General features: G+C 63.5%; 18 protein-coding genes, 2 tRNA genes and 2 rRNA genes (1 of these 22 running past the window's edge). 4 read left to right on the top strand and 18 right to left on the bottom strand.

Annotated elements, in window-relative coordinates:
- Positions 1–7: 7 nt before the first annotated feature.
- The 11 genes from H7F35_RS12965 to H7F35_RS12915 form a co-directional block, all read right to left on the bottom strand.
- Positions 8–580, bottom strand: coding sequence for a HutD family protein (locus tag H7F35_RS12965; RefSeq protein ID WP_187113248.1), 573 nt, complete (start codon positions 578–580; stop codon positions 8–10).
- 148 nt (positions 581–728) lie between these two features.
- Positions 729–1,397 (bottom strand): amino acid ABC transporter permease, encoded by a 669-nt coding sequence (locus tag H7F35_RS12960; RefSeq protein WP_187113247.1) that lies wholly within the window; start codon positions 1,395–1,397, stop codon positions 729–731.
- Positions 1,398–1,412: 15 nt separating this feature from the next.
- Positions 1,413–2,165, bottom strand: coding sequence for a transporter substrate-binding domain-containing protein (locus H7F35_RS12955; protein ID WP_187113246.1), 753 nt, complete (start codon positions 2,163–2,165; stop codon positions 1,413–1,415).
- A 48-nt stretch (positions 2,166–2,213) separates the two neighbouring features.
- Positions 2,214–2,948: an IclR family transcriptional regulator gene (locus H7F35_RS12950; protein WP_187113245.1), complete on the bottom strand. Its 735-nt coding sequence runs from the start codon at positions 2,946–2,948 to the stop codon at positions 2,214–2,216.
- A 265-nt stretch (positions 2,949–3,213) separates the two neighbouring features.
- Entirely contained in the window at positions 3,214–4,053 is an 840-nt protein-coding gene (locus H7F35_RS12945; RefSeq protein ID WP_187113244.1) for a phytanoyl-CoA dioxygenase family protein, read from the bottom strand.
- 61 nt (positions 4,054–4,114) lie between these two features.
- Positions 4,115–5,842 carry a urocanate hydratase gene (gene hutU / locus H7F35_RS12940; RefSeq protein ID WP_187113243.1) on the bottom strand — a complete coding sequence of 576 codons (1,728 nt, stop codon included), beginning with the start codon at positions 5,840–5,842 and terminating at the stop codon, positions 4,115–4,117.
- A 39-nt stretch (positions 5,843–5,881) separates the two neighbouring features.
- Positions 5,882–7,441 (bottom strand): histidine ammonia-lyase, encoded by a 1,560-nt coding sequence (hutH, locus tag H7F35_RS12935; protein ID WP_187113242.1) that lies wholly within the window; start codon positions 7,439–7,441, stop codon positions 5,882–5,884.
- 60 nt (positions 7,442–7,501) lie between these two features.
- Positions 7,502–8,239 (bottom strand): histidine utilization repressor, encoded by a 738-nt coding sequence (gene hutC, locus H7F35_RS12930; RefSeq protein WP_187113241.1) that lies wholly within the window; start codon positions 8,237–8,239, stop codon positions 7,502–7,504.
- Positions 8,240–8,495: 256 nt separating this feature from the next.
- On the bottom strand, positions 8,496–9,290 hold the full coding sequence (locus tag H7F35_RS12925) for an ABC transporter ATP-binding protein (RefSeq protein ID WP_187113240.1): 795 nt from the start codon (positions 9,288–9,290) through the stop codon (positions 8,496–8,498).
- A complete protein-coding gene (locus tag H7F35_RS12920) occupies positions 9,275–10,150 on the bottom strand; it encodes an ABC transporter permease (protein ID WP_187113239.1) in 876 nt (291 codons plus the stop codon). Before H7F35_RS12920 ends, H7F35_RS12925 begins: the two co-directional genes overlap by 16 nt.
- Positions 10,131–11,099, bottom strand: a complete 969-nt coding sequence (locus H7F35_RS12915; RefSeq protein WP_187113238.1) for an ABC transporter substrate-binding protein — start codon at positions 11,097–11,099, stop codon at positions 10,131–10,133. The genes H7F35_RS12920 and H7F35_RS12915 overlap by 20 nt, the downstream gene beginning before the upstream one ends.
- 295 nt (positions 11,100–11,394) lie before the next feature.
- Here H7F35_RS12915 and recQ point away from each other — a divergent pair, with 295 nt between their 5' ends.
- A complete protein-coding gene (recQ, locus tag H7F35_RS12910) occupies positions 11,395–13,290 on the top strand; it encodes a DNA helicase RecQ (protein ID WP_187113237.1) in 1,896 nt (631 codons plus the stop codon).
- A gap of 33 nt (positions 13,291–13,323) precedes the next feature.
- Here recQ and H7F35_RS12905 read toward each other — a convergent pair whose 3' ends face one another.
- From H7F35_RS12905 to H7F35_RS12895, 3 genes are all read right to left on the bottom strand, one after another.
- The gene (locus H7F35_RS12905; RefSeq protein ID WP_187113236.1) at positions 13,324–14,514 is read right to left on the bottom strand and encodes a nucleoside hydrolase; all 1,191 of its coding nucleotides are present in this window, start codon (positions 14,512–14,514) and stop codon (positions 13,324–13,326) included.
- A 155-nt stretch (positions 14,515–14,669) separates the two neighbouring features.
- On the bottom strand, positions 14,670–16,283 hold the full coding sequence (locus H7F35_RS12900; RefSeq protein WP_187113235.1) for a S41 family peptidase: 1,614 nt from the start codon (positions 16,281–16,283) through the stop codon (positions 14,670–14,672).
- Between the two features lie 115 nt (positions 16,284–16,398).
- Positions 16,399–18,723 carry an ATP-binding protein gene (locus tag H7F35_RS12895; RefSeq protein WP_187113234.1) on the bottom strand — a complete coding sequence of 775 codons (2,325 nt, stop codon included), beginning with the start codon at positions 18,721–18,723 and terminating at the stop codon, positions 16,399–16,401.
- Positions 18,724–18,838: 115 nt separating this feature from the next.
- On the opposite strand from H7F35_RS12895, the gene H7F35_RS12890 reads away from it, so the two are divergent.
- The 3 genes from H7F35_RS12890 to H7F35_RS12880 all read left to right on the top strand — a co-directional run bounded on the left by H7F35_RS12890 (position 18,839) and on the right by H7F35_RS12880 (position 22,336).
- Complete coding sequence (locus tag H7F35_RS12890; RefSeq protein ID WP_187113233.1) at positions 18,839–20,038, top strand: threonine ammonia-lyase; 1,200 nt, start codon at positions 18,839–18,841, stop codon at positions 20,036–20,038.
- 111 nt (positions 20,039–20,149) lie between these two features.
- Positions 20,150–20,302: a hypothetical protein gene (locus tag H7F35_RS12885; protein ID WP_185546130.1), complete on the top strand. Its 153-nt coding sequence runs from the start codon at positions 20,150–20,152 to the stop codon at positions 20,300–20,302.
- A 162-nt stretch (positions 20,303–20,464) separates the two neighbouring features.
- Positions 20,465–22,336, top strand: a complete 1,872-nt coding sequence (locus H7F35_RS12880; protein ID WP_187113232.1) for a phosphoenolpyruvate carboxykinase (GTP) — start codon at positions 20,465–20,467, stop codon at positions 22,334–22,336.
- Between the two features lie 315 nt (positions 22,337–22,651).
- Here the strand turns inward: H7F35_RS12880 and rrf are convergent.
- The 4 genes from rrf to H7F35_RS12860 all read right to left on the bottom strand — a co-directional run.
- Positions 22,652–22,764, bottom strand: a 5S ribosomal RNA gene (gene rrf, locus H7F35_RS12875).
- A 127-nt stretch (positions 22,765–22,891) separates the two neighbouring features.
- Positions 22,892–25,765, bottom strand: a 23S ribosomal RNA gene (locus tag H7F35_RS12870).
- Positions 25,766–26,089: 324 nt separating this feature from the next.
- Positions 26,090–26,165 (bottom strand) — tRNA-Ala (locus tag H7F35_RS12865).
- A gap of 29 nt (positions 26,166–26,194) precedes the next feature.
- Positions 26,195–26,196, bottom strand: a tRNA-Ile gene (locus H7F35_RS12860) (it continues 75 nt past the right edge of the window).

Here is a 26,196-nt window from a genome sequence, read left to right as displayed (position 1 = left end):
CTGCAGGTCAGGCCGGCACGATACGAACCACCAACAGCCGCGCGTCTTCATGCGCCGGCGCGGCCTGCCAGGCCTGCGCCGTGTCGGCCCAATGCATGCCCGCGCCTTCGCGACAGGCCTCGTCGTTCAGGCGCCATTCGCCACGCAGCGCGAGCAGCACACCATGCGGTGCGGGCTCGATGGTCGAGGCGCGGGCCAGCACGCGCACGTCGGCGCGCCACTGTCCGCGCCGCGTCATCACATTGAAGTCATTCGATGCGCCGCCGAGCAGCGTGCAATCGATCACGTCGTCGCCGCTGAAGGCGAAGGGCTGCTGTGGCACATCGAGCCGATGGTCGATGCGCCCGTCGTGCGTGAAGAGCCGCACGCCGTCGCCTTCCAGCAGCATGATGCTGCGGTCGACGCCCGCGAACACCGAGAAGGGCCCGGCAGCCGCGATGGTCGCGATGCTCACGCGCCAGCCGAAGCTGTCGAGTCCCGCACCTTGGGGCCAGCTTGCGATTTCCTGCGTGGTGCCACCGCCATTCTTCCAGGGCATGGCGGGGAGAGCGGTGCGCGAGAAGCGCTGCACGCCGTTCATGACCGGCCCTCTTGCCCCTTCCCCTTCCGGGGGGAGGCTGGGATGGGGGCAGCGCCCAACGGGCGTTGTGAATGGGTCGAGGCCGTCGTGCCCCCACCCCAACCCTCCCCCGGAAGGGGAGGGAGAAATGCGAATACGGAACACACGCTCATCGCATCAACCCGCCCTGGCGCAGCTTCTGCTCGAAGTGCCGCAGCACCAACGTCATCGTCCCCGTGAGCACGAAGTACACCAGCGCGATCGCCAGGTACACCTCCAGCGAGCGGTACGACACGCTGATGATCTTCTGCCCCTCGTGCATCACGTCGTGGATGGTCAGCAGCGACACCAGCGCAGAGTTCTTGATCAGTGCAATGAACTCGTTGCCCAGCGGCGGAATCATGCGCACCACCGCCTGCGGCAGCACGATCTGGCGCATGGCCACGCCGGGCGTCATGCCCAGCGATTGCGCCGCCATGGTCTGGCCCTTGTCGATCGACTGGATCGCGCCGCGCACGATCTCCGACACATAGGCGCCCGAGTACACGCCGAGCCCCAGCACGCCGCACAGGAATGCCGGCAGCAGGATGCCGAAGTGCGGCAGGCCGAAGAACAGAATGAACAACTGCACCAGCAGCGGCGTGCCACGAATGACCGCCACATAGGCCGTGCACACGCCGTAGATCCAGCGCCGCTTCGGGTTCAGCCGGCCGATGCCGACCAGCAGGCCCAGCACGCAACCCAGGGCCAGCGCGCAGGCGGTGATTTCCACCGTGACGAGCGCGCCGCGCAGCAGGTCGGGCCAGCCCTGCCAGACGGGCGAGAAATCGAGATCCATGGTGCTGCTTCGCGCTTACTTGGCGTTGGCGCTGAACCACTTCTTGACGATCTGCTCGTAGGTGCCGTCGGCCTTGAGCTTCTCGATGGCGCCGTTCACGGCCTTGGTCAGCTCCGGCGTGTCCTTGCGAATCGCCATGCCGTATTCCTCGGTGGTGATCTGTTCCGGCAGCACCTTCAGGCCCGGGCGCGTACGCACGTACTGGTAGGCGGCGGGCTTGCCGGTGACGGCAGCTTCAGCGCGGCCGATGTCGACGAGGTTGAACATCTCCTGGTTCTTCTCGACTTCCATCAGTTGCACCTGCGGGTACTTTTCCTTGGTGAAGGCCACCGACTTGGTACCCACCTGCACGCTGACCTTCTTGCCGTTGATGTCGGCCGGGGTCTTGATGGTCGTGTTGCCGTCTTTCACCATGACGACCAGGCCGCCCGCGTAGTACGGCACGGTGAAGTCGACGACCTTCTTGCGCTCGTCGGTGATGTAGATGCCCGAGACGGCCATGTCGAAGCGCTTGGAAATGAGGCCCGGCACGAGGCCCTTGAAGTCGATGTCGATCCATTCGATCTTGCGGCCCAGCGTCTTGCCGATGGCCTCGACCAGTTCCACGTCGAAGCCGGTGCGCTTGCCGTTTTCCACGAACTCCATCGGCGGGAAGGTGGCGTCGGTGGCAACGCGCAGCGGTTCGCCCTGGGCTTGCGCCAGGCCGGCGAGGCCGAAGAAGGCAAAGCCGGACAGTGCGGCGGCGACGAGGGAGCGGCGGGTGTTCATGGTGAGGGCTTTCGTGGGTTTGAAGAAGAGAAAAAGATGCAGCAGGGGCTACTGCAGGGCGCGCGAGATGCGGGCCGCCGTGACGACGGTCATGTGGAGCAATGCAGCTTCCATGCCCTCGACGCGCGTGAGCGGCGCCATGAGCGTGATGGCGCCACGCAGGCGACGGCCCGAGGCCAGCACCGGTGCGCTCGCGCCCCAGACGCCGGCATCGACCTCGCCGTGGGTCACGGCGTGGCCGGCCTGGCGGATCGCATCGAGTTCGGCGGCGCGCGCGGCGCGGCGCTCGGGGCTTTCGTCCAGCCCGTCGAGCAAGGCATCGCGCTGGTCCAGCGGCAGATGGGCCAGCAGGCATTTGGCGCTGGCGCCGTCGCTGGCCGGCACGCTGCGGCCCCGGTCAAACGAGCAGCGCAGGGAATGCTCGCTGTCGATCATTTCGAGGCACACCACGCGGTCGTTGACGGCCGTGACCAGTGCCACGCTTTCATGGCTCTGCTGGGCCAGCGTGCGCATGTCGGCGCGGGCCGCCATGACAAGGTCGGAGTTGCCGTCGAAGCCGCTGGCCAGTTGCACGCTCACCGGGCCCGGCGAGTAGCGGCCATCGGACTCCATCACGAAGCCCCAGCGCCGCAGCATGGCGATCTGCCGGTACAGCGTGCTCTGCGACAGGCCCGTGGCCTGCACCAGCTCGGCCGCTGTCATCGCCACCTTGCTTTGCGCCAGCACCGACAGCACGAAGAGCGCGCGGTCGTTGTGGGCGGGGGTGTCGGTCGAGGGCGTCATCTGGAGCAATCGCGGGATGTCGGAAGTGGAACCGGCGTGCAGTATCTTGCTCGCCGTTCTCACTTCCAAGCCTTGATTCCCACTCGCTGGGAATGGACGCGCTTTTTCTTTCTACCTTCGTCTTACCTTCTTGCCGCCGCGCTCACAAGGCGTGAAGAAACCGTAGCGAGCGCCCCGAGCTTGCACCGAGGACCGGAGCCGTACTCCGTACGGTGAGGACCACAGGTGCGAGATCGGGGCGCGCAGCAGGTTTATTCACACCTTGTCAGCCAACCAGCAGCGGAAAGCGCGCATCGTCCATAGGCGCACCGGCCGGCAGCACCTCGGCCAGACCGGGGAAATCGGGCGATGTTCTCCAGCTTCGCGGCGCATGGCGGATGTCGTCGCCCATGAACCGCACCGAAAACACGCGGCGCCGGTTCGGCCCCTCGACGCCAGCGGCCGCATGCAGCGTGAGCATGTGGAAGCAGACGAAGTCGCCGGGCTCGATGTCCCAGCCCACGATGGGAAAGCGCTCGCGCGCGCCCTCGATGTCGGGCAGGTCCTGCAGGCTGCCTTCGGGGAACCACTTGGCGTGGTTGTCCATGAAGGTGCGCGGCATCAGCCACGGCCCCTTGTGGGAGCCGGCCACGAATTCCAGCGTGGCGGCGCGCGACACCGGATCGACCGGAATCCACATGCTGATGTTCTGCTCGCCCTCGATGTTGTAGTAGGGCTGGTCCTGGTGCCATGGCGTGCGCTGGCGCGTGCCGGGCTCCTTCACGAGCAGGTGGTCGTGATACAGGCGCACGGTCTGCGAGCCCATGAGGCGCTGCGCCAGGTGTGCAAGCGGCGCCTCGAAGATGAAGCGGCGGAAGGCGTCGATGTCCTGCCAGTTGCAAAAATCCTCGAAAAAGCGGCCCGGGTCGTCGGGCCGGCTCGCCACCTTGGCGCGCGGGCTGGGCGCGGCGAGGTTGGCCTCGATGCCATCGCGCAGCAGCGCGAGTTCGTCTTGCGTAAGCAACTGGCGGATGCAGACCGCGCCGTCGCGCTGGAACTGCGCGACCAGCGCGTCGTCCACGCGCGCCTGCACGCGGCGCTGCAGGTCGAGGGCATCAAAGGTCATCGTCGGGTCTCCTTGTTTTCGGGGCTGTCGGTGACCCGCTTTTTTACTTCACTCGCCGGGCCTACTTGATCATCGGCAGCTTCAGGCCCTGCTTCTTCGCGGTGGCGACGGCGATGTCGTAGCCCGCGTCCGCATGGCGCATCACGCCGGTGGCCGGGTCGTTGAAGAGCACGCGCTCGATGCGCTTGGCGGCCGCGTCGGTGCCGTCGCACACGATCACCACGCCCGAGTGCTGCGAGTAGCCCATGCCCACGCCGCCGCCGTGGTGCAGGCTGACCCAGGTGGCGCCGCCCGCGGTGTTGAGCAGCGCGTTGAGCAACGGCCAGTCGGACACGGCATCGGTGCCGTCCTTCATGGCCTCGGTCTCGCGGTTCGGGCTGGCGACCGAGCCGGTGTCCAGGTGGTCGCGGCCGATGACGATGGGCGCCTTCAGCTCGCCGTTCCTCACCATCTCGTTGAAGGCCAGGCCGGCGATGTGGCGCTCGCCCAGGCCCAGCCAGCAGATGCGCGCAGGCAGGCCCTGGAAGGCGATGCGCTCGCGCGCCATGTCGAGCCAGCGGTGCGTGTGGGTGTTCTCGGGGAACAGCTCCTTGATCTTGGCGTCGGTCTTGTAGATGTCTTCCGGGTCGCCCGAAAGCGCCACCCAGCGGAACGGGCCCTTGCCTTCGCAGAACAGCGGACGGATGTAGGCCGGCACGAAGCCCGGGAAGTCGAAGGCGTTCTTCACGCCTTCGTCGAACGCGACCTGGCGGATGTTGTTGCCGTAGTCGACCGTCGGGATGCCCATGGCCTGGAAGTCGAGCATGGCCTGCACGTGCACGGCGCAGGACTTGGCTGCTGCCTTCTTCAGCGCGTCGTGCTGCGACACGTCCTTCATCGCGGCCTGCCATTGCGGCACGGTCCAGCCCGAAGGCAGGTAGCCGTTGATCAGGTCGTGCGCGGAGGTCTGGTCGGTCACGAGGTCGGGCTTGTGGCCACCGGCCTTCGCGCGCTTCACGAGTTCGGGAAGGATATCGGCCGCATTGCCCAGCAGTGCGATCGACACGGCTTCCTTCGCGTCGGTGTGCTGCTTGATCAGCTCGAACGCATGGTCGATGTCGCGCGCCTGCTTGTCGACGTAGCGCGTGCGCAGGCGAAAGTCGATGCTGCTCTGCTGGCATTCGATGTTGAGCGACACCGCACCGGCCAGCGTGGCTGCGAGCGGCTGCGCACCGCCCATGCCGCCCAGGCCGGCCGTGAGAATCCACTTGCCCGCGAGGCTGTTGTTGTAGTGCTGGCGGCCGGCTTCGACGAAAGTCTCGAAGGTGCCCTGCACGATGCCCTGGCTGCCGATGTAGATCCAGCTTCCGGCCGTCATCTGGCCGTACATGAAGAGGCCCTGGCGGTCGAGCTCGTTGAAGTGCTCCCAGTTGGCCCACTTCGGCACGAGGTTCGAGTTGGCGAGCAGCACGCGCGGTGCGTTCTCATGCGTCTTGAACACGCCGACCGGCTTGCCCGATTGAATGAGCAGCGTCTCGTCGTCGTTCAGTTCCTTCAGCGACGCGAGGATCTGGTCGTAGCACTCCCAGTTGCGCGCGGCACGGCCGATGCCGCCGTACACCACGAGGTCTTGCGGACGCTCGGCCACCTCGGCGTCGAGGTTGTTCTGCAGCATGCGGAACGGCGCTTCGGTGAGCCAGCTCTTGCAGTTCAGCGTGCTGCCGCGCGGCGCACGGATCACACGCGTGGGGTCATGGCGCGGGTCGGCGGCGTCGGGATTGTTCAGGGCGAATTTGTCGGGAGCGTTCATGGCGTGGTTCTCCTATCTGTCGATCTGTTGGGTGATGTTTTACGAGTGGCTGGGCAGGATGTCGAGCAGCGCGGCCGGCAGCTCGGCCTTCAGCGCCCACTGGCGCATGGCTTCGATGTCGGGTGCGAGGTAGCGGTCGCGTTCGAGGAAAGCGACCTTCTGGCGGATGGCGGCAAACTCCGCTTCCACCAGCGGCGAACTCTTCAACTTGCGTTTGAGTTCGATGCCTTGGGCGGCGGCCATGGCTTCGATGCCGACGACCACTGCGGTGTTGTTGACCATGTCGCCCAGGCGGCGCGCCGCGAAGGTGGCCATCGAGACGTGGTCTTCTTGGTTGGCCGAGGTCGGCAGGCTGTCGACGCTGGCGGGATGCGCGAGCGACTTGTTCTCCGACGCGAGCGCTGCGGCCGTGACCTGCGCGATCATGAAACCGGAGTTGAGGCCGCCGTCGCGCACCAGGAACGGTGGCAGGCCCGACAGGCCGGTGTCGAGCAGCAGCGCGATGCGGCGCTCGGAGATGGCACCGACCTCGCTCACGGCCAGCGCAATGATGTCGGCCGCGAAGGCGACGGGCTCGGCGTGGAAGTTGCCGCCCGAGATCACTTCGCCGGTGTCGCAGAACACCAGCGGGTTGTCCGATGCTGCATTGGCTTCGATCACCAGCACGCGCGCGGCGTGTGCGAGGTTGTCGAGGCAGGCGCCCATCACCTGCGGAATGCAGCGCACCGAGTACGGGTCCTGCACACGGCCGCAGTCGGCGTGCGACGGCACGATCTCGCTGCCTTCGAGCAGCGTGCGCACGGCGCCCGCCACGGCGATCTGGCCCGGCTGGCCGCGCGCGGCGTGGATGCGTGCGTCGAAGGGCTTGATCGAACCCTGGATCGCTTCGAGCGACAGGGCGCCCGACATCAGCGCGGCGGCGAACACGTCTTCTGCGCCGAACAGGCCGGCCAGCGCCAGCGCGGTCGACACCTGCGTGCCGTTGAGCAGCGCCAGGCCTTCCTTGGGGCCGAGCACGAAGGGTTCGAGGCCGATGCTGCGCATCGCTTCGGCACCGCTGACCTTCTTGCCGTCAGCCAGCGTCGCTTCGCCTTCGCCGATCAGCACGCAGGCCATGTGCGCCAGCGGCGCCAAGTCGCCCGAGGCGCCGACCGAACCCTTGCACGGAATGCTCGGCGTGACGCCCGCGTTGAACAGCGCCAGCAGCGCGTCGACCAGCGCGGGCCGCACGCCCGAGTGTCCACGCGCCAGGCTCACCGCCTTGGTCGCGAGGATCATCCGAACGACAGGCGCAGCCAGCGGCTCGCCCGTGCCCACGCTGTGCGACAGCACGAGGTTGCGTTGCAATTCGGCCAGGTGGTCGTTGCCGATGCGCGTGCTCGCGAGCTTGCCGAAGCCGGTGTTGATGCCGTAGACCACCTGATCGTTCTCGACGATGTGGCGCACCGCCGCTTGCGAGAGCGCCATGCCGTCGCGCACCGACGGATCGAGCACAAGTTGCACGCCGCCGGCCTGGATGCGTCGCAGCATCGCAAGATCGACCTTGCCGGGCGTGAGGGTCAGGGTGGCATTGGAAGTGGCGGTGTGGTTGCTTGGCATGTGAACCTGTCTATACAAGTGGTTGCGAGAGAAAACGTAGGTCTCTGGGGACGAAAAAAACTAACCCGAGCTGGGGTTGCCGTCGGCTCGGAAGCGGCTGCCCAGGCTGTAGCGCGAAGCGGGATGCAGGCAGCGCACCCATGTCACGGGCGTGGTGCGTATCCACGTGCGGCGCGTCAGCAGCAGGCAGGGGTCGGTGGGCGTCATCGCGAGCCGGGCAGCCTGTTCAGCGCTGGGCAGCACGGCGTCGACGACGTGTTCGATCTGGTCGAAGGGCACGTTGCGCAGCAGGTATTCGCTGGGCGGCATGCTGCTGAAGTCTTGTTCGAGGTAGTCGGGCACGACCTGCGGATTGACGTAGCGCTCTTCGAGCTGCACGGGCGTGTCGTTTTCCAGGTGCAGGCAGGCGCTGTGGAACACCGAGTCGCCGGGGCGCAGGTCGAGCCATGCAGCCACATCGGGCGATGCGGCGATGCGTTCGACGGCGATCATTTCGCAGCGGTAGTCGTGGCCGCGCTGGCGGATTTCGCTGGCGATGTTGGCGATCTGCAGCAGCGTCGATTGCGGCTTGTTCTCAGCCACGAAGCTGCCAACGCCGGCCACGCGCACGATGCGGCCCTGTTCCACCAGCTCGCGCAGCGCGCGGTTGACTGTCATGCGCGCCATGCCGAACTGCGCGACCAGCTCGTGCTCCGAGGGCAGGCGGTGGCCGGGCGCCCACGTGCCGTCCTGAATCTTTCGGGAGATGTGATCCTTGACTTGCGCGTAGAGCGCGAGGGTGGGCAGGTCGCGCTTCATGTCGATCTGTGCGGGCGTTCTGGGTGCTGTTGTTCTTCAGGGCGAGTGCGCATGACACGCTGCTGGTGATCGCCGATCAACGACTGCTCCGCATAACGCTCACGCTGGCGGTGTGCTCTGCGCAGCGAAATAAAGGAGGAGGGGCGCGCAGCGCCCCGGGGGACATTCGCGGAGCAGAGCACGCCGTCGGCGTGGGCGCGCCCTGAACAGCAAACGCCAAGCACAACGCGACGAAGAGAAGACCAAGGCTTCATTCCTAGTGCTCCGCAGCAGCCATCGACTCCGCGCGAATCTCTTCAGTCAGCCGCGCCTTGATCTCCATGAACTCCGGCGAGGTCTTGATCGTGTAGCTGCGCGGATGCGGAAAGTCGACCGCGATCTCTGTCTTGATGCGGCCCGGCCGCGCGCTGAACACCGCCACGCGGTTGGCCATGAAGATCGCTTCGTCGATGTCGTGCGTGACGAACAACACCGTCTTCTGCGCCGACTCCCAGATGCCCAGCAGCAGCTCCTGCATCAGCACGCGGGTCTGGTTGTCGAGTGCGCCGAACGGCTCGTCCAGCAGCAGCATCTTGGGGTCGTTGGCGAGCGCGCGTGCAATGGCCGTGCGCTGCTGCATGCCGCCCGAGAGCTGCTTCGGAAAGTGATGCTCGAAGCCGCGCAGGCCGACCTTGGCGATGAAGAACTCGCTGCGCTCCTTCTGGTCGGCTTCGCTCATGCCGCGCTCGCGCAGGCCGAAGCGGATGTTCTGCGCCACGGTGAGCCACGGAAAGAGCGTGTAGCTCTGGAACACCACGCCGCGATCGGCGCCGGGGCCGTCGATGCGCTCGCCGTCGAGCATCACCTGGCCGGTGGTCGGAAAGTCGAGCCCCGCCACGATGCGCAACAACGTCGACTTGCCGCAGCCCGAGGGGCCGAGGATGGTGACGAAGTCGTTCTCGCGCACCTCGAAGTCGATGGGCAGCAGCGCCTGCGTGCTCTGGCCCCTGTTGCCGGTGAAGACGCGCGAGACGCCCTGGATGGAGAGTTGGTTCTTCACAGTGCGGCCCATGCAAACAGACGGCGATTCATTGCCTTGAAAGCGAAGTCGGACAGCAAGCCGATGACGCCGATCACGATGATCCCGAAGATGATCTGCCCGGTGTTCAGCAACGCCTGGCTGTCGGTGATCATGTGGCCGATGCCCGACGACGAGCCGATCAGCTCGGCCACGATCACATACGTCCACGCCCAACCGAGCACGAGGCGCAGCGTTTCGGCGATGCCCGGTGCGGCGCCCGGAATGAGCACCCGCGCCACGATGCCGCGGCTGTTGGCGCCCAGCGTGTAGGCCGCTTCGACGAGGTCGCGGCGCGCACCGCCCACGGTGACGGCCACCATCAGCACGATCTGGAAGAAGGAGCCGATGAAGATCACCAGCAGCTTCTGCATTTCGCCCAGGCCCGCCCACAGGATGAGCAGCGGAATGAAGGCCGAGGCCGGCAGGTAGCGGCAGAACGAGACAAAAGGCTCGAAGAAGGCCTCGACGGTCTTCCAGGTGCCCATCGCGATGCCCAGCGGCACCGCGAACACGGCCGCCAGCAGGAAGCCGCCGAACACACGCCACACGGTCATGCCGATGTCGCCGATGAAGCCGTACTCGGTGAAGAGCAGCCAGCCCTCCTTGACCATGGTCGGCGGGCTCGCCAGGAAGGTCGGCGACACGAAGCCGCCGAGCGTGGCGAGCGACCACACCAGCACGAACACGACGAAGAAGCCGAGCCCCAGCAGCACGCGGGCACGCGCGCCGATGGGTTCGAGCGGCGCGAACGCGCGGCGCCGCACGGGGGCCACGGGTGTTGATGAGGCGGCAGACGCAGATGCCGCACGGGGCGCCATCTGCGGCATCGCCTTACTTGACGAAGCTTGCATCGAAGGTCACGGCGTAGTCTTCAGGCGCCTTGCGGATCACGCCGGCTTCCAGCAGGATCGTTGCGGCTTCCTTCATGAAAGTGGTGATCTCGCCCGCAAAGAATTTCTGGTTGGCGGCCTTGTCCTGCCAGCGCAGGTAGGCCGACGACTTGGCGAACTGCTCGCCGCTTTGCTTGACGGCCGAGCCCATGAGTTCGTTGGCCTTGGCCGGGTCGGCCTTGATCAGGTCGAGCGCGTCGAAGTACGACTTGGTGAGCGCGGCGGCGGCCTTGGCGTTGGCCTTGAGCCAGGTGGGCGCGCAGCCGACGGTGTCCATCACCATCGGGTAGTCGAGCGTTGTGGCCAGGATCTTGCCGGCGGCGGGGTTGGCGCGCACGGTCGAGAGGTACGGCTCGTAGGTCATAGCGGCGTCGTTCTGGCCGGCCACGAAAGCCTGCGCGGCGGGTTGCGGTTCGAGCGAGACCACCTTCACGTCTTTCAGCGTCATGCCGTTCTTGCTGAGCATCCAGGCCAGGCCGAAGTACGGCGCGGTGCCGGGAGCGCTCACGCCGATGCTCTTGCCCTTGAGGTCGGCGAAGGTCTTGACGTCGTTGCGCACCGCGAGGCCGTCGGCGCCGTAGGACTTGTCCATCTGGAAGATCTGCACGATGGGCACGCCGTTGGCGTTCCAGGCCACGTGCGTCTCGACCGTGGTGGCCGCGCACTGGATCGCGCCGGAGGCCAGGGCCAGGTGGCGGTCTTTCTGCGGAATCATCTTGAGTTCGACGTCCAGGCCGTTCTTCTTGAAGATGCCGGCCTTGTCGGCCAGCGAGAGCGGCGCGAAGCCGGTCCAGCCGGACATGCCGAGCGAAATCTTCGTTTCCTGGGCGGCGGCCGTTCCGGCCATGCCCGCTGCACATGCACCTGCTGCCAGCAGCGAAGCGACTTTCACAACTACCGTCTTGACCATGGGGACTCCTGGTTCCATTTTTTGAGAGAGATGGCTCGGCGATGCGCTCCCGAAACATCGGACAGCGCGCGCCTCGCATTGTTGCCAAGCGCCCCAGCTTGTATATACAGGATAACCCGGAAGGTCTTTTTCGGTGCATGCCTGAGTGAAATGCACCAGATTGCTGTCTATACAGGAGGGGCGACGGGACGGAGGCCACTGTTGCAAACCTCATGCCACAGTCATATCGGTGTCGCTGGGGGACAATCGGCGCCTTCCCCTTTTTCGCCCTCGCGCCCTGTCGCGTTCGCTGCCTGTGTCCTCTCTTGCCCCCCATCCCCTCGACGACGCCCCCGGCAGCGCAGCACCCGCCGACATCCTTCACGAAGTCTTCGGCTACTCGCAGTTCCGGGGTGCCCAGCAGGACATCGTCGACCACGTGGTGGCAGGCGGCGACGCGCTGGTGCTGATGCCCACGGGCGGCGGCAAGTCGCTGTGCTACCAGATCCCGGCCATCGCGCGGCAGCGCGCGGGGCATGGCGTGTCGGTGGTGGTGTCGCCGCTGATCGCGCTGATGCACGATCAGGTGGGCGCGCTGCACGAAGCCGGCGTGAACGCCGCTTTCTTGAATTCCACGCTCGACTGGGAACAGACCCAGGACGTGGAGCGCCGCATGCTGCGCGGCGAGATCACGCTGCTGTACGCGGCGCCCGAGCGCGTGAACACGCCGCGCTTTCTGTCGCAGCTCGATTCGCTGAAGGAGCGCGGCAAGCTGTCGCTGTTCGCGATCGACGAGGCGCATTGCGTGAGCCAGTGGGGCCACGACTTCCGCCCCGAGTACCGCGCGCTCACGGTGCTGCACGAGCGCTATGCGGGCGTGCCGCGCATCGCGCTCACGGCCACGGCCGACGACCTGACGCGCGCCGACATCGTCGAGCGGCTGCAGCTCGAAGAGGCGCGCCAGTTCGTCTCCAGCTTCGACCGGCCGAACATCCGCTACACCATCGTCGAGAAGAAGGACGCCACCACGCAGTTGCTGCGCTTCATCGAGCGCGAGCACGAAGGCGATGCGGGCGTGGTCTATTGCCAGTCGCGCAAGCGCGTGGAAGAGCTGGCGGTGACGCTGCGCGACGCGGGCATCAACGCGCTGCCGTACCACGCGGGGCTCGATGCAGCCGTGCGCCAGAAGCACCAGGACCGCTTCCTGCGCGAAGAAGGCGTGGTGATGGTCGCGACCATCGCTTTCGGCATGGGCATCGACAAGCCCGACGTGCGTTTCGTCGGCCACATCGACATGCCGAAGAACATCGAGGGCTACTACCAGGAAACCGGTCGCGCGGGCCGCGACGGCGGCCCCGCCGACGCCTGGATGACCTACGGCCTGAACGACGTGGTGAACCAGCGCCGCATGATCGACGAGAGCCCAGCCGGCGAAGAGTTCAAGCAGGTGATGCGCGGCAAGCTCGATGCGCTGCTCTCGCTCGCCGAGGCGAGCGACTGCCGGCGCGTGCGCCTGCTGGGCTACTTCGGCGAAAAGAGCACGCCTTGCGGCAACTGCGACAACTGCCTGAACCCGCCGCAGGTGTGGGACGGCACCGATGCCGCGCGCAAGCTGCTCAGCACCATCTACCGCGTGCAGCAGCTCAGCGGCATCAGCTTCGGCGCGGGGCATGTCATGGACATCCTGCGCGGCAAGTCGACCGAGAAGGTCAAGCAGTTCGGCCACGAGCGCATCAGCACCTTCGGGCTGGGCGCGGAGTTCAGCGAAGTGCAGTTGCGCGGCGTGCTGCGGCAACTGATCGCCACGGGCGCGCTGGCGGTGGATGCGGAAGCGTTCAACACGCTGAAGCTCACCGAAGGGTCGCGCGCGGTGCTCAAGGGCGAGGCGGCGGTGACGCTGCGCGAGTCGGTCTCGTCACCGACGGAGCGCAAGTCCCGGCGCGAGAAAGTCGCCAAGGGCGCGCCTTCGCCGGCGGCGGCCAAGCTGGACGACGTCGGCAAAAAGCGCTTCGAGGCGCTCAAGGCCTGGCGCGCCGAGGTCGCGAAAGAGCACAACCTGCCGGCTTACGTGATCTTCCACGACGCGACGCTGGCCTCGATTGCCGAGCGCGCACCCGCCACGCTCGAAGACCTGCAGGGCATCAGCGGCATCGGCACCAAGAAGCTCGAGGCTTACGGCACCGAAGTGCTGCGGGTCTGCGAGGCGTTCTAGCTCGGGCTCACTTCCGACGGCTCCCGGCAGGACTCAGTTCGTGGCCGGCAGCACGACGGGCACCGGGCGCGTGAGCAGGTCGACATACAGCTCGAAGAAACGCGCGTTGTCGAACTTCTTCACCACCGTCAGCTTCTGCAGCGCCGGGCCGGGCGGCTGCGAGACATAGCCGATGGAGCGGCCGTTGTCGGGCGCGCCGGGCTTGGCCACCACGTCGACATAGCGGTCTTCCGTCTGGGTGGCGTAGGTCGGATCGAGCAGGTAGGCCAGGGTCAGCGTGTCCCAGATGTTCTGGGTGTAGTTGGGGTTGGTCTCGAAGCCGTTCTTGCCGTCGAAGCCGTAGCCGTTGAGCTTCTGGAACACATCGGTCACGGCGGTGGGCTTGGCCGGGTGTGCGATGCGGTCGTAGATCGTCTTGGTCAGGAACACGGTGTCGGTCACGTCCAGCGGCACCACCACCTGCGGGATGGGCAGGCGCACCACGAACTGCGCGGCGTCGGGGTCGAACCACCAGTTGAACTCGGCGGCCTTGGTGGTGTTGCCTGCCACGTCGATGGCGCCGCCCATGTAGATGATCTTCTTGATCAACGGCACGATCTCGGGGTTCTGCTTCACGGCCAGCGCGATGTTGGTGAGCGGACCGATGGCGAGGATGGTGATTTCGTTCGGATTGGCCTTCACGGTGTCGACGATGAAGTCGACCGCGCTCTTGCGCTGCAGCGTGGTGTGGGTGGCGAAACCATCGGGCGAGGGCTTGAGGTCGACGTCGGCCTTGGGCTCGGGGCCGCCCCAGGCGCCCAGGTAGCCGTCACCACCCGCGCCCGCGGCCAGTTCGGCCTGGACGTCGGCATAGGTGTGGTTGAGCGCGTAGTTCGCGCCCGAATAGATGCCGATGCGGTTGCCCACGCCGAGCCGTTCGACCGACATCAGCGCATCGGCCACGCCCTGCTTGAGCCACTGGTTGCCCGAGACCACGCTGATGCCCATGACCTGGACCTTGCCCGTGGCCTGCAGCTGCGCGGCCATGACGCCAAGCTGGCCGTCGTCGCTCATGGTGTTGTAGTCGCTGTCGATGAGGATCTTCTGCGCGACAGCGGCCGGGGGGGCACCAGAGCCCGAGCCAGAACCGGGACCCAAGCCAAAACCACCACCATCGCCTCCGCCCCCACAACCGGCCAGCACCGCGATGACGACGACGAACATCGTCCCGATCCATTTGCGCATCTTCTGCTCCTAAGAATTTGGTTTTCAGTCGAGGAAGACTGAAATACAAACGTTTGCGCAAAGCTTTGCGCAAACGTTTGCGAAACTCTAAGGCGCAAGCCACGGGCGTGGCAAGCACCGTGGCCTAGGGGTTTTCCGCGAGAGTGCGGCGGGGGTCAGCCCGGGTTGGGCAAGGCTTCGAGCAGGCGGTTGCGGCGCAACGGCGATTGGTCGATCAGGAAGGGCGTCTCGGCCTCGGCAGGCTGGGCCTTCCCAAGGCCTTGCGCCATCGCCTTGGCCACCGGCGCAGGGCAGGTGCCTGCGCTGCGCAATGCGAGAGCCGCGGCCAGCCGGGCTTCGTTCGGGTCGCCGAGCTGGTGGTCGTAGTCGTCGCCGGACACGGCACAGGTGGGCGGGAAGCCGTCGCCGTAGTCGCCGAAGCCCAGCTGGTTCACGCCCTTGACCTGGATCGCGAAGTAGGTGGTGCCGCAGTTGTCCTGCGGATAGAAGCCGTAGGGCTTGCCGCAGGTGGTGCCACCGACGAGGTTGACCGTGACACCCACGCCGCGCAGGCTGTTGATGACTGATTCGCTGGCCGAACAGGTGCTGGGGCTTGTCAGCACGGTCACCCGCGACAGGCCGAGCGTGGGCAAGGCCGTGCTGGTGCGGCTGCTGGTGCTGTAGAACGGCATCTGGCTCTGCGCCAGCGAGAAGCGGAACGGGTTCTTGTCATTGAAGGTCAGTTGCTCGAAGGTCTTGCCCGCCGTGGCCGATGGCCCGGCGATCATGTAGGCCAGCCGGCTGGCGATGGCGAGCTGGCCGCCGCCGTTGTAGCGCATGTCGAGCACGAGATCCTGGATGCCACCCGGGCTGGCGTTGAAGGTGTTCACCGCATCGATGAGCTGCTGTTCGGCGGTCGTGATGTGGTCGTTGAACAGCATGTAGCCCACATGTTTGCCGCCGCCCCCGTCGAGAACCGTGACGTTCTGCACCGGCTTGCTCGTGACATTGGTGGCCGCCAGGGAATAGGACACAGCTGGCGCGCTGCCCAGCTGGAACGTGAAGGTGTGCGACTCGCCCACGGCCTTCGGCGAGAGCGCGCCATTGATCGTGGCAGCGTTGGCTGCGCCGGTCGCGTTGACGAAATCGACGCCGTCGACGGTCAGCAGCCTGGCGCCGCGTTTCAGCCCGGCGAGGTCGGCGGGCGACCCGGGCTGGACGAGGACAACGCGCAGTTCGCGCGGAGGTTTGGTGGCGATGGACACGAACTCCGCGCCGTAGCTGACCGACACGCCGCCCTGCGAGAGCTGGCGGTACACCTCGGTGTCGTAGATGAAGTGGAAGCGGTCCTTGGCCTTGCCCGACGCCGTGGTAGCCGTCGTCTTGAGCACATTGAACCAATCGACCGGCGTCGCGTAGTCGGCGGCTTTGAGGGTGGTCGGCACCTCGCCGTACCAGAGGTAGGTTTCGTCGATCCAGCCGCGCACCCAGCTTTTTTCTTTGTCGAGCGAGCCCAGGCGGTCGGGGTAGCCCGCGCCGGTGTCGGGGTTGGTGCCGTTGCGCGGCGCGGCGCACAAGCCGGCCACCGAGGACGAAGGAACGATACCGGTATCGCCGCCGGCGGGCGGCGGGGTGCCGCCGCCGGGGAGCAGGCCGAGCGGCACGCCACCGCCGCCCCCACCTCCGCCGCCTCCACAACTCGCCAGCAGGCTGGCCACGGCCAGCGTGGCGGCCGCAGCCCACGCCCCAGGACGCGGCAACTGCCGCAGGTCTATCTTGCGAATGCCCATGTGTTCCTCCTCGTGCCCGTGGTGCCGGGCGGATGTTTCGCATCGGGCGACCTGTCTGCCCCAATGCGCTCCCCGGGTTTCACACCCGTTGTTCTGTCGCTGTCTGCTGCTACTGTTACTGCACGAAGCCCATGCCGCGCGACTCGCGCACTTCGGGCTTGATGCGATGCTCGGCTTCGAGCTGGTCGAGAAATTCGGCGGCCGAGAATTCGACCGCGAGGATATCGGTCTGCCGTTTCACAGCGGCGAAATCTCCGGGGCAAAGCTGCGGCAATTGCGCCAGCCGCGCTTGCAGGGTTCCGGTCATGAGCGCGGCATCGCCCGCGAGCGCCTCGACCACGAACATGCGCTCGCGCTGCTCCTTGGTGAGCGGCTTGAACTTGATCTTGAAGGTGAAGCGCCGCAGCGCCGCCTGGTCGAGCCGCTCGAGCAGGTTGGTGGTGCATATGAAAACGCCGTTGAAGCGCTCCATGCCCTGCAGCATCTCGTTGACCTCGGTGACCTCGTAGGTGCGCTGCGCGCCGCGCCGGTCCTGCAGGAAGGAGTCGGCTTCGTCGAGCAGCAGCACGGCCTTTTCGTTTTCGGCGTCCTTGAACATGGCGGCCATGTTCTGCTCGGTCTCGCCGACGTATTTGCTCATGAGGTCGCTGGCCTGCTTGACGATCAGCGGGCGGCCGACGGCCTTGGCGATGTGTTCGGCCAGCGCGGTCTTGCCGGTGCCGGGCGCGCCATAGAAGCACAACGTGCCGTGCCCGCGTGCCTTCAGCGCCTCGACGATGCGCGGGATCTCGAAGCGCGTTTCGACATGCAGCATGTCGAGGTCGTAGGTGGTGACGCTGCGGCGCTCGCCGCGGCCGGTGTCGAGCGTGCCCAGGGCGAGGTCGGCATTGCGCAATTGCCGCTCGATCAGCCCTTCCATCGAGGCATCGTCGGTGCGAGCCAGCCCCGCGAAACGCACCGCCGTGCGGATCTGTGCGGGCGTGAGGCCCTTGCGTCCGGCCAGCTTGGCGGTGAAGGCTTCGGACACGACGACGCCTTCGAGCGTCTTCTTCACGAGCTGCTCGCGCGCGCCGGGCGGCGGCGACTTGAGTTCGAGGTGGTACGCGAAGCGGCGCCGGAAGGCCGGGTCGATCTGCTCGATGCGGTTGGTGACCCACAGCGTGGGCACCGGGTTGGCTTCGAGGATCTGGTTGACCCAGGCCTTGCCGCTCACGCTGCCGCTGGTGGGCGCGGGAATCTGCTCGGCGCGGGCCATGAACTGCGCGGCCTCGGTGCTGATGGGTGGGAACACATCCTCGACTTCATCGAACAACAAGGCGGCCTGCGCACTGCCCTTGAGGAACACCTGCGCGATCTGCAGCGAGCGATAGCGGTCGCGGCCGCTCAACGAATTGCCGTCGCGGTCGGCGTATTCGACCTCGAAGAGTTCAAGGCCGGCCGCCTGCGCGACGACCTTGGCGAGTTCGGTCTTGCCAGTGCCAGGCGGTCCGTAGAGGAGCACGTTGACGCCGGGCTCCTTGCGCGCGACGGCGGCACGCAGCAGCGTGACGAGCATCTGCGCATCTTCCTCTACGAAAGAAAAGTCGTGCGGCGTGAGCGCGCTCTTGGCCGAGGGCCGCGTGAACACCGCCATCAGCTCGTTCTGGTCGCGGTACTCGCGCATCAGCACCGGCGGCAGCTTCTCGCTGACCTTCATGAGGTCGGCAAGGTCGGTGATGTTGTGCTCGGAGATCAGGTTTTCGACCAGGCCAATGCGTTCGAGCCGCGAGCCCGCGCGCAAGGCTTCACCCACTTCGCTGGCATTCACGCCTGCGATGTCGGCAATGGCGGCATAGGCCTCGGGCGCGTTGTTGACCTTGAACTCGACCAGCAGCGAGCGCAGGTCGCGCTGGTAGCGCGCGAGCGTGCCGTAGAGCAGCAGCGCGCGCTCGGCCTTGTTGAGCTGCAGCAGGCCCGCGAGCGCATCGATGTTCTTCTCGACCAGCGTCGATTGCTTGCGCAGTGCATGCGTGAGCCAATCGCGTGTGACGGCGAGTACCGAGAGCAGGTCCTTGGGCTGGTCCTTCGCGTATTCGTCGAGATAGAAGAAGAGCGTGCCTTCCTCATACGGACCGCGCCACACACCGTGGCGTTCGAGCAGCGTGCGTCCGTCGAAATTCTCGACGCCCTTCCACGCTTCGTTGCCTGCGCAGCGGCGGCCGAGGAACTCGCGCAATCGCTGCAACACCGCGGCGGGCCACACCAGATGCCGGCCCGTGAGCGACAGCAGCCCGTTGATATCGCGCCGCACATTGAAGCGCGGCCCTTGCTTGGCGGCGAGCGTGAGCACGAAGTGCGAGCACATGAGCTCGAGCACCGGCGCCTCCTTGAGACCGGGCGAAGGCAATGCCTGCCCGCGTACCGCAGCAGCCACCACATCGACACCCGCACGCTTGACCATCAGGCAACCTCCGATTAGGAAATTCGTGGAGAGACCATAACGCAGACTTTTGGCTTCGGGAAGACCGCCAGACGGTAAAAACCCTCACGGTGCGATTCCAGCCACAATGCCGGCCATGGTCGGAATCGAAGAAATCCAGCGCGCTGCGGTGCGCCTGCAAGGTCAGGTACTCAATACGCCCTGCGTCGAGTCACGCACGCTGTCGGAAATCGTCGGCGCCCAGGTGTTCCTGAAGTTCGAGAACCTGCAGTTCACATCCTCGTTCAAGGAGCGTGGTGCGTGCAACAAGCTGGTCGATCTTTCTCAGAACGGTACACGCGGCGTGATCGCCATGTCGGCCGGCAACCATGCGCAGGGTGTGGCCTATCACGCGCAGCGGCTGGGCCTGCGCGCGCTGATCGTGATGCCGCGCTTCACGCCCAGCGTGAAGATCGAGCGCACGCGCGGTTTCGGCGCAGAGGTGGTGCTGCATGGCGACACGCTCGACGCGGCGCGCGCGCATGCGCTGGAGCTGGCGCAGCGCGAGGGGCTGACCTTCGTGCATCCCTATGACGACGAGGCCATCATTGCGGGGCAAGGCACGGTGGCGCTCGAAATGCTCGATGCGGTGCCCGACCTCGACACGCTGGTGGTGGCGGTCGGTGGCGGCGGGCTGATCGCGGGCATGGCGGTCGCGGCGCGCGAGCGCAGGCCGGGCATCGAGATCGTCGGGGTGCAGACCACGCGCTTTCCGGCCATGGTCAACGCCATCAAGGGCACGCACCATGTGCAGGGCAAAAGCACCATCGCCGAAGGTATTGCCGTGGGCACGCCTGGCGTGCTGACGCAGGAAATCATCGCCAGCAAGGTCGACGACCTGCTGCTGGTGGACGAAGGTGATATCGAGCAGGGCGTGCTCATGCTGCTCGAAATCGAGAAAACGCTGGTTGAAGGCGCCGGCGCGGCGGGCCTGGCGGCGCTGATCCGGCACCCGGAACGCTTCAAGGGCAAGCGCGTCGGGCTGGTTCTGTCGGGTGGCAACATCGATCCGCTGCTGCTCGCGGCCATCATCGAGCGCGGCATGGTGCGGGCGGGCCGGCTGGCGCGGGTGCGCGTGAGTGCGCGCGACGTGCCTGGCTCGCTGGCCGAGATCACGGCCACTGTCGCCGAAGCAGGCGCTAACGTCGACGAGGTTCATCACCAGCGCGCCTTCACCATGCTGGCGGCACAGAACGTCGACATCGAGCTGGTGCTGCAGACCCGCGGACGGGCTCACTTGGCCAGCGTGCTGGCGGCACTGAAGGACGCCGGCTTCGAGGCCGAAGAACAACATTGAGAGCCACTTGACACTCACGGTCTGGGGGCTCGCAACCCCCTAGACCGGTCAAGGGCTACCCGCCGGTAAAATGCCGACAGTCTGTCTATTGCGTATTCGAGGTACTTCCCGATGTCCAACCCCACCCCCGTCGATCCGAGCCATGGCGCAGCCGTCGAAAAAGACGCCGTCGAATCGGTCGTTCACCTGATGCCCCTGGTGCTCCCGCTGGCCGGTGGCGTGCTCATGCTGCTGCTGGCGTCGATCGCCGTTTTCCTGGCCTGATGGCCTGACTGACTGACAGGCTTTCGCGGCTTTGTCCGCGGGCCGTGCGGCCCGCGCTGACGCACTCTCCCAAAGCGAAACGTTTTCTCAAACGGACCTCCACGCCTTTGCAGGCACGGCGCCCCGTTCGGAAAGACGATTTTTCAACTTAGGAGATTTCCGATGAACGCACCCACGATGAAGGGCCTCACCATTCAGGCGCCCTCATACGTCAAGAACGCCAAGCTGATTGCCTGGGTGGCCGACATGGCCGCGCTGTGCAAACCCGAAACCATCCACTGGTGCGATGGCAGCAAGGAAGAGTACGACCGCCTGTGCCAGCAACTGGTCGACGCCGGTACCTTCAAGAAGCTCAACCCGGCCAAGCGCCCCAATTCCTTCCTCGCGGTGTCCGACCCGAGCGACGTTGCGCGTGTCGAAGACCGTACCTTCATCTGCTCCGCAGAGAAGGAAAATGCTGGCCCCACCAACAACTGGATGGCCCCGACCGAGATGCGTGCTACTTTGCAACCCCTTTTTGACGGCTGCATGAAGGGCCGCACGATGTACGTCGTGCCGTTCAGCATGGGCCCGCTGGGGTCGCCGATTGCGCACATCGGCATCGAGCTTTCCGACTCGCCCTACGTGGCGGTCAACATGCGCATCATGACCCGCATGGGCAAGGCCGTGTACGAGGTGCTGGGCGCCAACGGCGACTTCGTGCCCTGTGTGCATACCGTGGGCGCGCCGCTCGAAGCCGGCCAGAAGGATGTGTCCTGGCCCTGCAACAAGACCAAGTACATCGTTCATTACCCGGAAACGCGCGAGATCTGGAGCTACGGCTCAGGCTACGGCGGCAATGCGCTGTTGGGCAAGAAGTGCTTTGCGCTGCGCATTGCCTCGAACATGGGCCGCGACGAAGGTTGGCTGGCCGAGCACATGCTCATCCTGGGCGTGACCAATCCCGAAGGCAAGAAGTACCACGTGGCGGCGGCCTTCCCCAGCGCCTGCGGCAAGACCAACTTCTCGATGCTGGTGCCACCTGCCGGCTTCGCAGGCTGGAAGGTCACGACCATCGGCGACGACATCGCCTGGATCAAGCCGCAGGCCGACGGTTCGCTGCGCGCCATCAATCCGGAAGCCGGCTACTTTGGCGTGGCACCAGGCACCAACATGCTGACGAACCCGAACTGCATGCGCAGCCTGAACGACAGCGTGATCTTCACCAACGTTGCGCTGACGGACGACGGCGACGTGTGGTGGGAAGGCATGGAGCAAGACGCGCCAGGCAAGGCACTGCCGGCGCATCTGATCGACTGGCAGGGCAAGGACTGGACGCCGCAGATCGCCAAGGAAACCGGTGCCAAGGCCGCGCATCCCAACGCCCGTTTCACCGTGGCCGCGATCAACAATCCGGCGCTCGATGACGCCTGGGACGATCCAAAGGGCGTGTCGATTGACGCCTTCATCTTCGGCGGCCGCCGCTCGACGACCGTGCCGCTGGTGACCGAAGCCCGGAACTGGGTTGAAGGTGTGTACATGGCGGCGACCATGGGTTCGGAAACCACTGCTGCCGCCGCTGGGCAACAAGGCGTGGTGCGCCGCGACCCGTTCGCGATGCTGCCGTTCATGGGCTACAACATGAGCGACTATTTCCAGCACTGGCTCGACCTGGGCAAGAAGCTTGAAGCCTCGGGTGCCAAGCTGCCCAAGATCTACACGACCAACTGGTTCCGCAAGGGTGCCGACGGCAAGTTCGTCTGGCCTGGCTACGGCGAAAACATGCGCGTGCTGAAGTGGATGATCGACCGTATCGAAGGCGGGAAGACAGAGGGTGTCGAACACATCACTGGCGTGAGCCCGCGTTATGAAGATTTGAACTGGACCGGCCTGGACTTCAGCGCCGAACAGTTCGCTACGGTGACCAGCATCGACAAGGCGGCCTGGGAAGCCGAGCTGAAGCTGCACGCCGAATTGTTCAAGCAGCTGGAACACCATCTGCCTAAGGAGCTGCCGGAAACCAAGGCTGCGATCGAGCAACGCTTGGCGGCTTGATCTTCGTATACATGTGAGGTCAGCCAGCCCTGTCATGGGTGGCATCGATCTGCAAAGTCATAGAAAAAGCCCGGCGAATTGAATTCACCGGGCTTTTTATTTGGGCTCAAGAGATATTGGCAATCTCATCGATTGGCTTATGACCGGATCTGCGGCCCTGGCCGGATTGGTTCTCCGCAATCTCTGAGTTTCCGGGTCTTTGGGGTGTTTTGGCCGTTAAAAGCGCTGGATCTTTGGATGAGGCGCTTTTGTTTTTGTTTTCCCCAATGCAAAAATCCCCAGTCATTGCTGACTGGGGATTTCTGGGCTGTAAGAGCCTGACGATGACCTACTTTCACACGGGAACCCGCACTATCATCGGCGCTGACGCGTTTCACTGTCCTGTTCGGGATGGGAAGGAGTGGTACCACGTCGCTATGGTCATCAGGCATAAAGGGTTGTTTGATTGATCACACGATCAATCAAACGAATTCATAGAGTTTGGATCAGCTTTTGGCGAATTATTTTGAATGCGTCAACTTGGCATAACACCTTGATCAGATTGATCAAAGTTATAGGGTCAAGCCTCACGAGCAATTAGTATCAGTTAGCTTAACGCATTACTGCGCTTCCACACCTGACCTATCAACGTCCTGGTCTTGAACGACTCTTTAGGGGGCTCAAGGCCCCGGCAGATCTCATCTTGAAACGAGTTTCCCGCTTAGATGCTTTCAGCGGTTATCTCTTCCACACTTAGCTACTCGGCAATGCCACTGGCGTGACAACCGATACACCAGAGGTGTGTCCACTCCGGTCCTCTCGTACTAGGAGCAGGCTTCCTCAAATCTGCAGCGCCCACGGAAGATAGGGACCAAACTGTCTCACGACGTTTTAAACCCAGCTCACGTACCTCTTTAAATGGCGAACAGCCATACCCTTGGGACCGGCTACAGCCCCAGGATGAGATGAGCCGACATCGAGGTGCCAAACACCGCCGTCGATATGAACTCTTGGGCGGTATCAGCCTGTTATCCCCAGAGTACCTTTTATCCGTTGAGCGATGGCCCTTCCATACAGAACCACCGGATCACTATGTCCTGCTTTCGCATCTGCTCGACTTGTCAGTCTCGCAGTTAAGCACGCTTATGCCATTGCACTATCGTCACGATGTCCGACCGTAACTAGCGTACCTTCGAACTCCTCCGTTACGCTTTGGGAGGAGACCGCCCCAGTCAAACTGCCTACCATGCACTGTCCCCGATCCAGATAATGGACCTAGGTTAGAACCTCAAACACACCAGGGTGGTATTTCAACGTTGGCTCCACAAGATCTAGCGACCCTGCTTCAAAGCCTCCCACCTATCCTACACAGATCTGTTCAAAGTCCAATACAAAGCTACAGTAAAGGTTCATGGGGTCTTTCCGTCTTTCCGCGGGGAGATTGCATCATCACAAACATTTCAACTTCGCTGAGTCTCAGGAGGAGACAGTGTGGCCATCGTTACGCCATTCGTGCAGGTCGGAACTTACCCGACAAGGAATTTCGCTACCTTAGGACCGTTATAGTTACGGCCGCCGTTTACTGGGACTTCAATCAAGAGCTTGCACCCCATCATTTAATCTTCCAGCACCGGGCAGGCGTCACACCCTATACGTCCACTTTCGTGTTTGCAGAGTGCTGTGTTTTTAATAAACAGTCGCAGCCACCGATTTTTTGCAACCCATTCATGCTTCGTTGTTCACTACACACTAATAGGGCACACCTTCTTCCGAAGTTACGGTGTCAATTTGCCGAGTTCCTTCTCCTGAGTTCTCTCAAGCGCCTTAGAATACTCATCTCGCGCACCAGTGTCGGTTTGCGGTACGGTCGTATATAGCTGAAGCTTAGTGGCTTTTCCTGGAACCTCGTTCAGTCACTTCACGGACAAGTCCGCTCGATCGTTGGCCTCGGTATATGTGCACCGGATTTGCCTAGTGCACGCCTACATCCAACTAAACCAGAATAATCCAATAACTGGATGACCTATTAAGATCCGTCCCCACATCGCACTATATAACGGTACAGGAATATTGACCTGTTTCCCATCAGCTACGCATCTCTGCCTCGCCTTAGGGGCCGACTCACTCTACGCCGATGAACGTTGCGTAGAAAACCTTGCGCTTACGGCGAGGGGGCTTTTCACCCCCTTTAACGCTACTCATGTCAGCATTCGCACTTCTGATACCTCCAGCACGCTTTACAACGCACCTTCACAGGCTTACAGAACGCTCTCCTACCACTTGCAATAAATTGCAAATCCGCAGCTTCGGTAACTGGCTTAGCCCCGTTACATCTTCCGCGCAGGACGACTCGATCAGTGAGCTATTACGCTTTCTTTAAATGATGGCTGCTTCTAAGCCAACATCCTGACTGTTTTAGCCTTCCCACTTCGTTTCCCACTTAGCCAATTTTAGGGACCTTAGCTGGCGGTCTGGGTTGTTTCCCTCTTGAGTCCGGACGTTAGCACCCGGTGCTCTGTCTCCCAAGCTGTACTCATCGGTATTCGGAGTTTGCCTTGGTTTGGTAAGTCGCCATGACCCCCTAGCCAAAACAGTGCTCTACCCCCGATGGTAATACTTGAGGCACTACCTAAATAGTTTTCGGAGAGAACCAGCTATTTCCAAGTTTGTTTAGCCTTTCACCCCTATCCACAGCTCATCCGCTAGTTTTGCAACACTAGTCGGTTCGGACCTCCAGTACCTGTTACGGCACCTTCATCCTGGCCATGGATAGATCACTTGGTTTCGGGTCTACACCCAGCGACTGATCGCCCTATTCGGACTCGATTTCTCTACGGCTTCCCTATTCGGTTAACCTTGCCACTGAATGTAAGTCGCTGACCCATTATACAAAAGGTACGCAGTCACCCCTTACGAGGCTCCTACTTTTTGTAAGCACGCGGTTTCAGGATCTATTTCACTCCCCTCCCGGGGTTCTTTTCGCCTTTCCCTCACGGTACTAGTTCACTATCGGTCAATGATGAGTATTTAGCCTTGGAGGATGGTCCCCCCATGTTCAGACAGGATTTCTCGTGTCCCGCCCTACTTGTCGTTAACTTAGTACCACACAGGTCATTTCACGTACGGGGCTATCACCCGCTATGGCCAGCCTTTCCAAGCTGTTCCGTTATGTCTTGTGCTATCACTAACAGGCTTTTCCGATTTCGCTCGCCACTACTTTCGGAATCTCGGTTGATGTCTTTTCCTCGAGCTACTGAGATGTTTCAGTTCACCCGGTTCGCCTCGCATAGCTATGTATTCACTATGCGATACCTTTCGGTGGGTTTCCCCATTCGGAAATCTCCGGATCAAAGCTAATTTGCCAGCTCCCCGAAGCTTATCGCAGGCTATCACGTCCTTCGTCGCCTATCATTGCCAAGGCATCCACCACGTGCTCTTATTCACTTGACCCTATAACTTTGACGTTTCTTGCGAAACTACAAAATCATTTCAAGGAATATGTCAGGTCTTTCACCTGACGCGTTATGCCGTTACATTCAAAATTCGATTTGACTCGAAATTGAAGTTTCTTTTGACGCAATCAAAAATTCTATGTTGCTGATGGCACGGTCTGCACTAAACCTTTACGAATGTGCAGTTTCCATCAGCAACGCTGATTTAACTCTATGAATTTTTAAAGAACAGCCGATTGATCAAGAGATCCTGATCAACAACAAAGAAGCCTCTTGCTTTCGCAGGAAGCTGCTTTGGTGTTGAGTATAAGTATCGAATTATTGGTGGAGGATGACGGGATCGAACCGACGACCCCCTGCTTGCAAAGCAGGTGCTCTCCCAGCTGAGCTAATCCCCCAAAACTCTCACACGAGAAATCAGAAGATTTG

This window comes from Variovorax sp. PAMC26660, assembly GCF_014302995.1.
Lineage (GTDB): Bacteria > Pseudomonadota > Gammaproteobacteria > Burkholderiales > Burkholderiaceae_C > Variovorax.
Note: the sequence above shows the minus strand (reverse complement) of the source record. Positions and strands in the feature narration are given on the sequence as shown.

Excerpts from the sequence above, each read along its gene's own strand:
- H7F35_RS12885 (WP_185546130.1), top strand. The coding sequence starts at position 20,150 with ATGTCCAACCCCACCCCCGTCGATCCGAGCCATGGCGCAGCCGTCGAA.
- H7F35_RS12925 (WP_187113240.1), bottom strand. The coding sequence starts at position 9,290 with ATGGGCCGCACTGTGAAGAACCAACTCTCCATCCAGGGCGTCTCGCGC.
- H7F35_RS12915 (WP_187113238.1), bottom strand. The coding sequence starts at position 11,099 with ATGGTCAAGACGGTAGTTGTGAAAGTCGCTTCGCTGCTGGCAGCAGGT.
- H7F35_RS12895 (WP_187113234.1), bottom strand. The coding sequence starts at position 18,723 with ATGGTCAAGCGTGCGGGTGTCGATGTGGTGGCTGCTGCGGTACGCGGG.
- H7F35_RS12955 (WP_187113246.1), bottom strand. The coding sequence starts at position 2,165 with ATGAACACCCGCCGCTCCCTCGTCGCCGCCGCACTGTCCGGCTTTGCC.
- H7F35_RS12965 (WP_187113248.1), bottom strand. The coding sequence starts at position 580 with ATGAACGGCGTGCAGCGCTTCTCGCGCACCGCTCTCCCCGCCATGCCC.
- H7F35_RS12950 (WP_187113245.1), bottom strand. The coding sequence starts at position 2,948 with ATGACGCCCTCGACCGACACCCCCGCCCACAACGACCGCGCGCTCTTC.
- H7F35_RS12960 (WP_187113247.1), bottom strand. The coding sequence starts at position 1,397 with ATGGATCTCGATTTCTCGCCCGTCTGGCAGGGCTGGCCCGACCTGCTG.
- H7F35_RS12905 (WP_187113236.1), bottom strand. The coding sequence starts at position 14,514 with ATGCGCAAATGGATCGGGACGATGTTCGTCGTCGTCATCGCGGTGCTG.
- H7F35_RS12880 (WP_187113232.1), top strand. The coding sequence starts at position 20,465 with ATGAACGCACCCACGATGAAGGGCCTCACCATTCAGGCGCCCTCATAC.
- hutC (WP_187113241.1), bottom strand. The coding sequence starts at position 8,239 with ATGAAGCGCGACCTGCCCACCCTCGCGCTCTACGCGCAAGTCAAGGAT.
- H7F35_RS12890 (WP_187113233.1), top strand. The coding sequence starts at position 18,839 with ATGGTCGGAATCGAAGAAATCCAGCGCGCTGCGGTGCGCCTGCAAGGT.
- hutU (WP_187113243.1), bottom strand. The coding sequence starts at position 5,842 with ATGAACGCTCCCGACAAATTCGCCCTGAACAATCCCGACGCCGCCGAC.
- H7F35_RS12945 (WP_187113244.1), bottom strand. The coding sequence starts at position 4,053 with ATGACCTTTGATGCCCTCGACCTGCAGCGCCGCGTGCAGGCGCGCGTG.
- H7F35_RS12900 (WP_187113235.1), bottom strand. The coding sequence starts at position 16,283 with ATGGGCATTCGCAAGATAGACCTGCGGCAGTTGCCGCGTCCTGGGGCG.
- hutH (WP_187113242.1), bottom strand. The coding sequence starts at position 7,441 with ATGCCAAGCAACCACACCGCCACTTCCAATGCCACCCTGACCCTCACG.
- H7F35_RS12920 (WP_187113239.1), bottom strand. The coding sequence starts at position 10,150 with ATGCAAGCTTCGTCAAGTAAGGCGATGCCGCAGATGGCGCCCCGTGCG.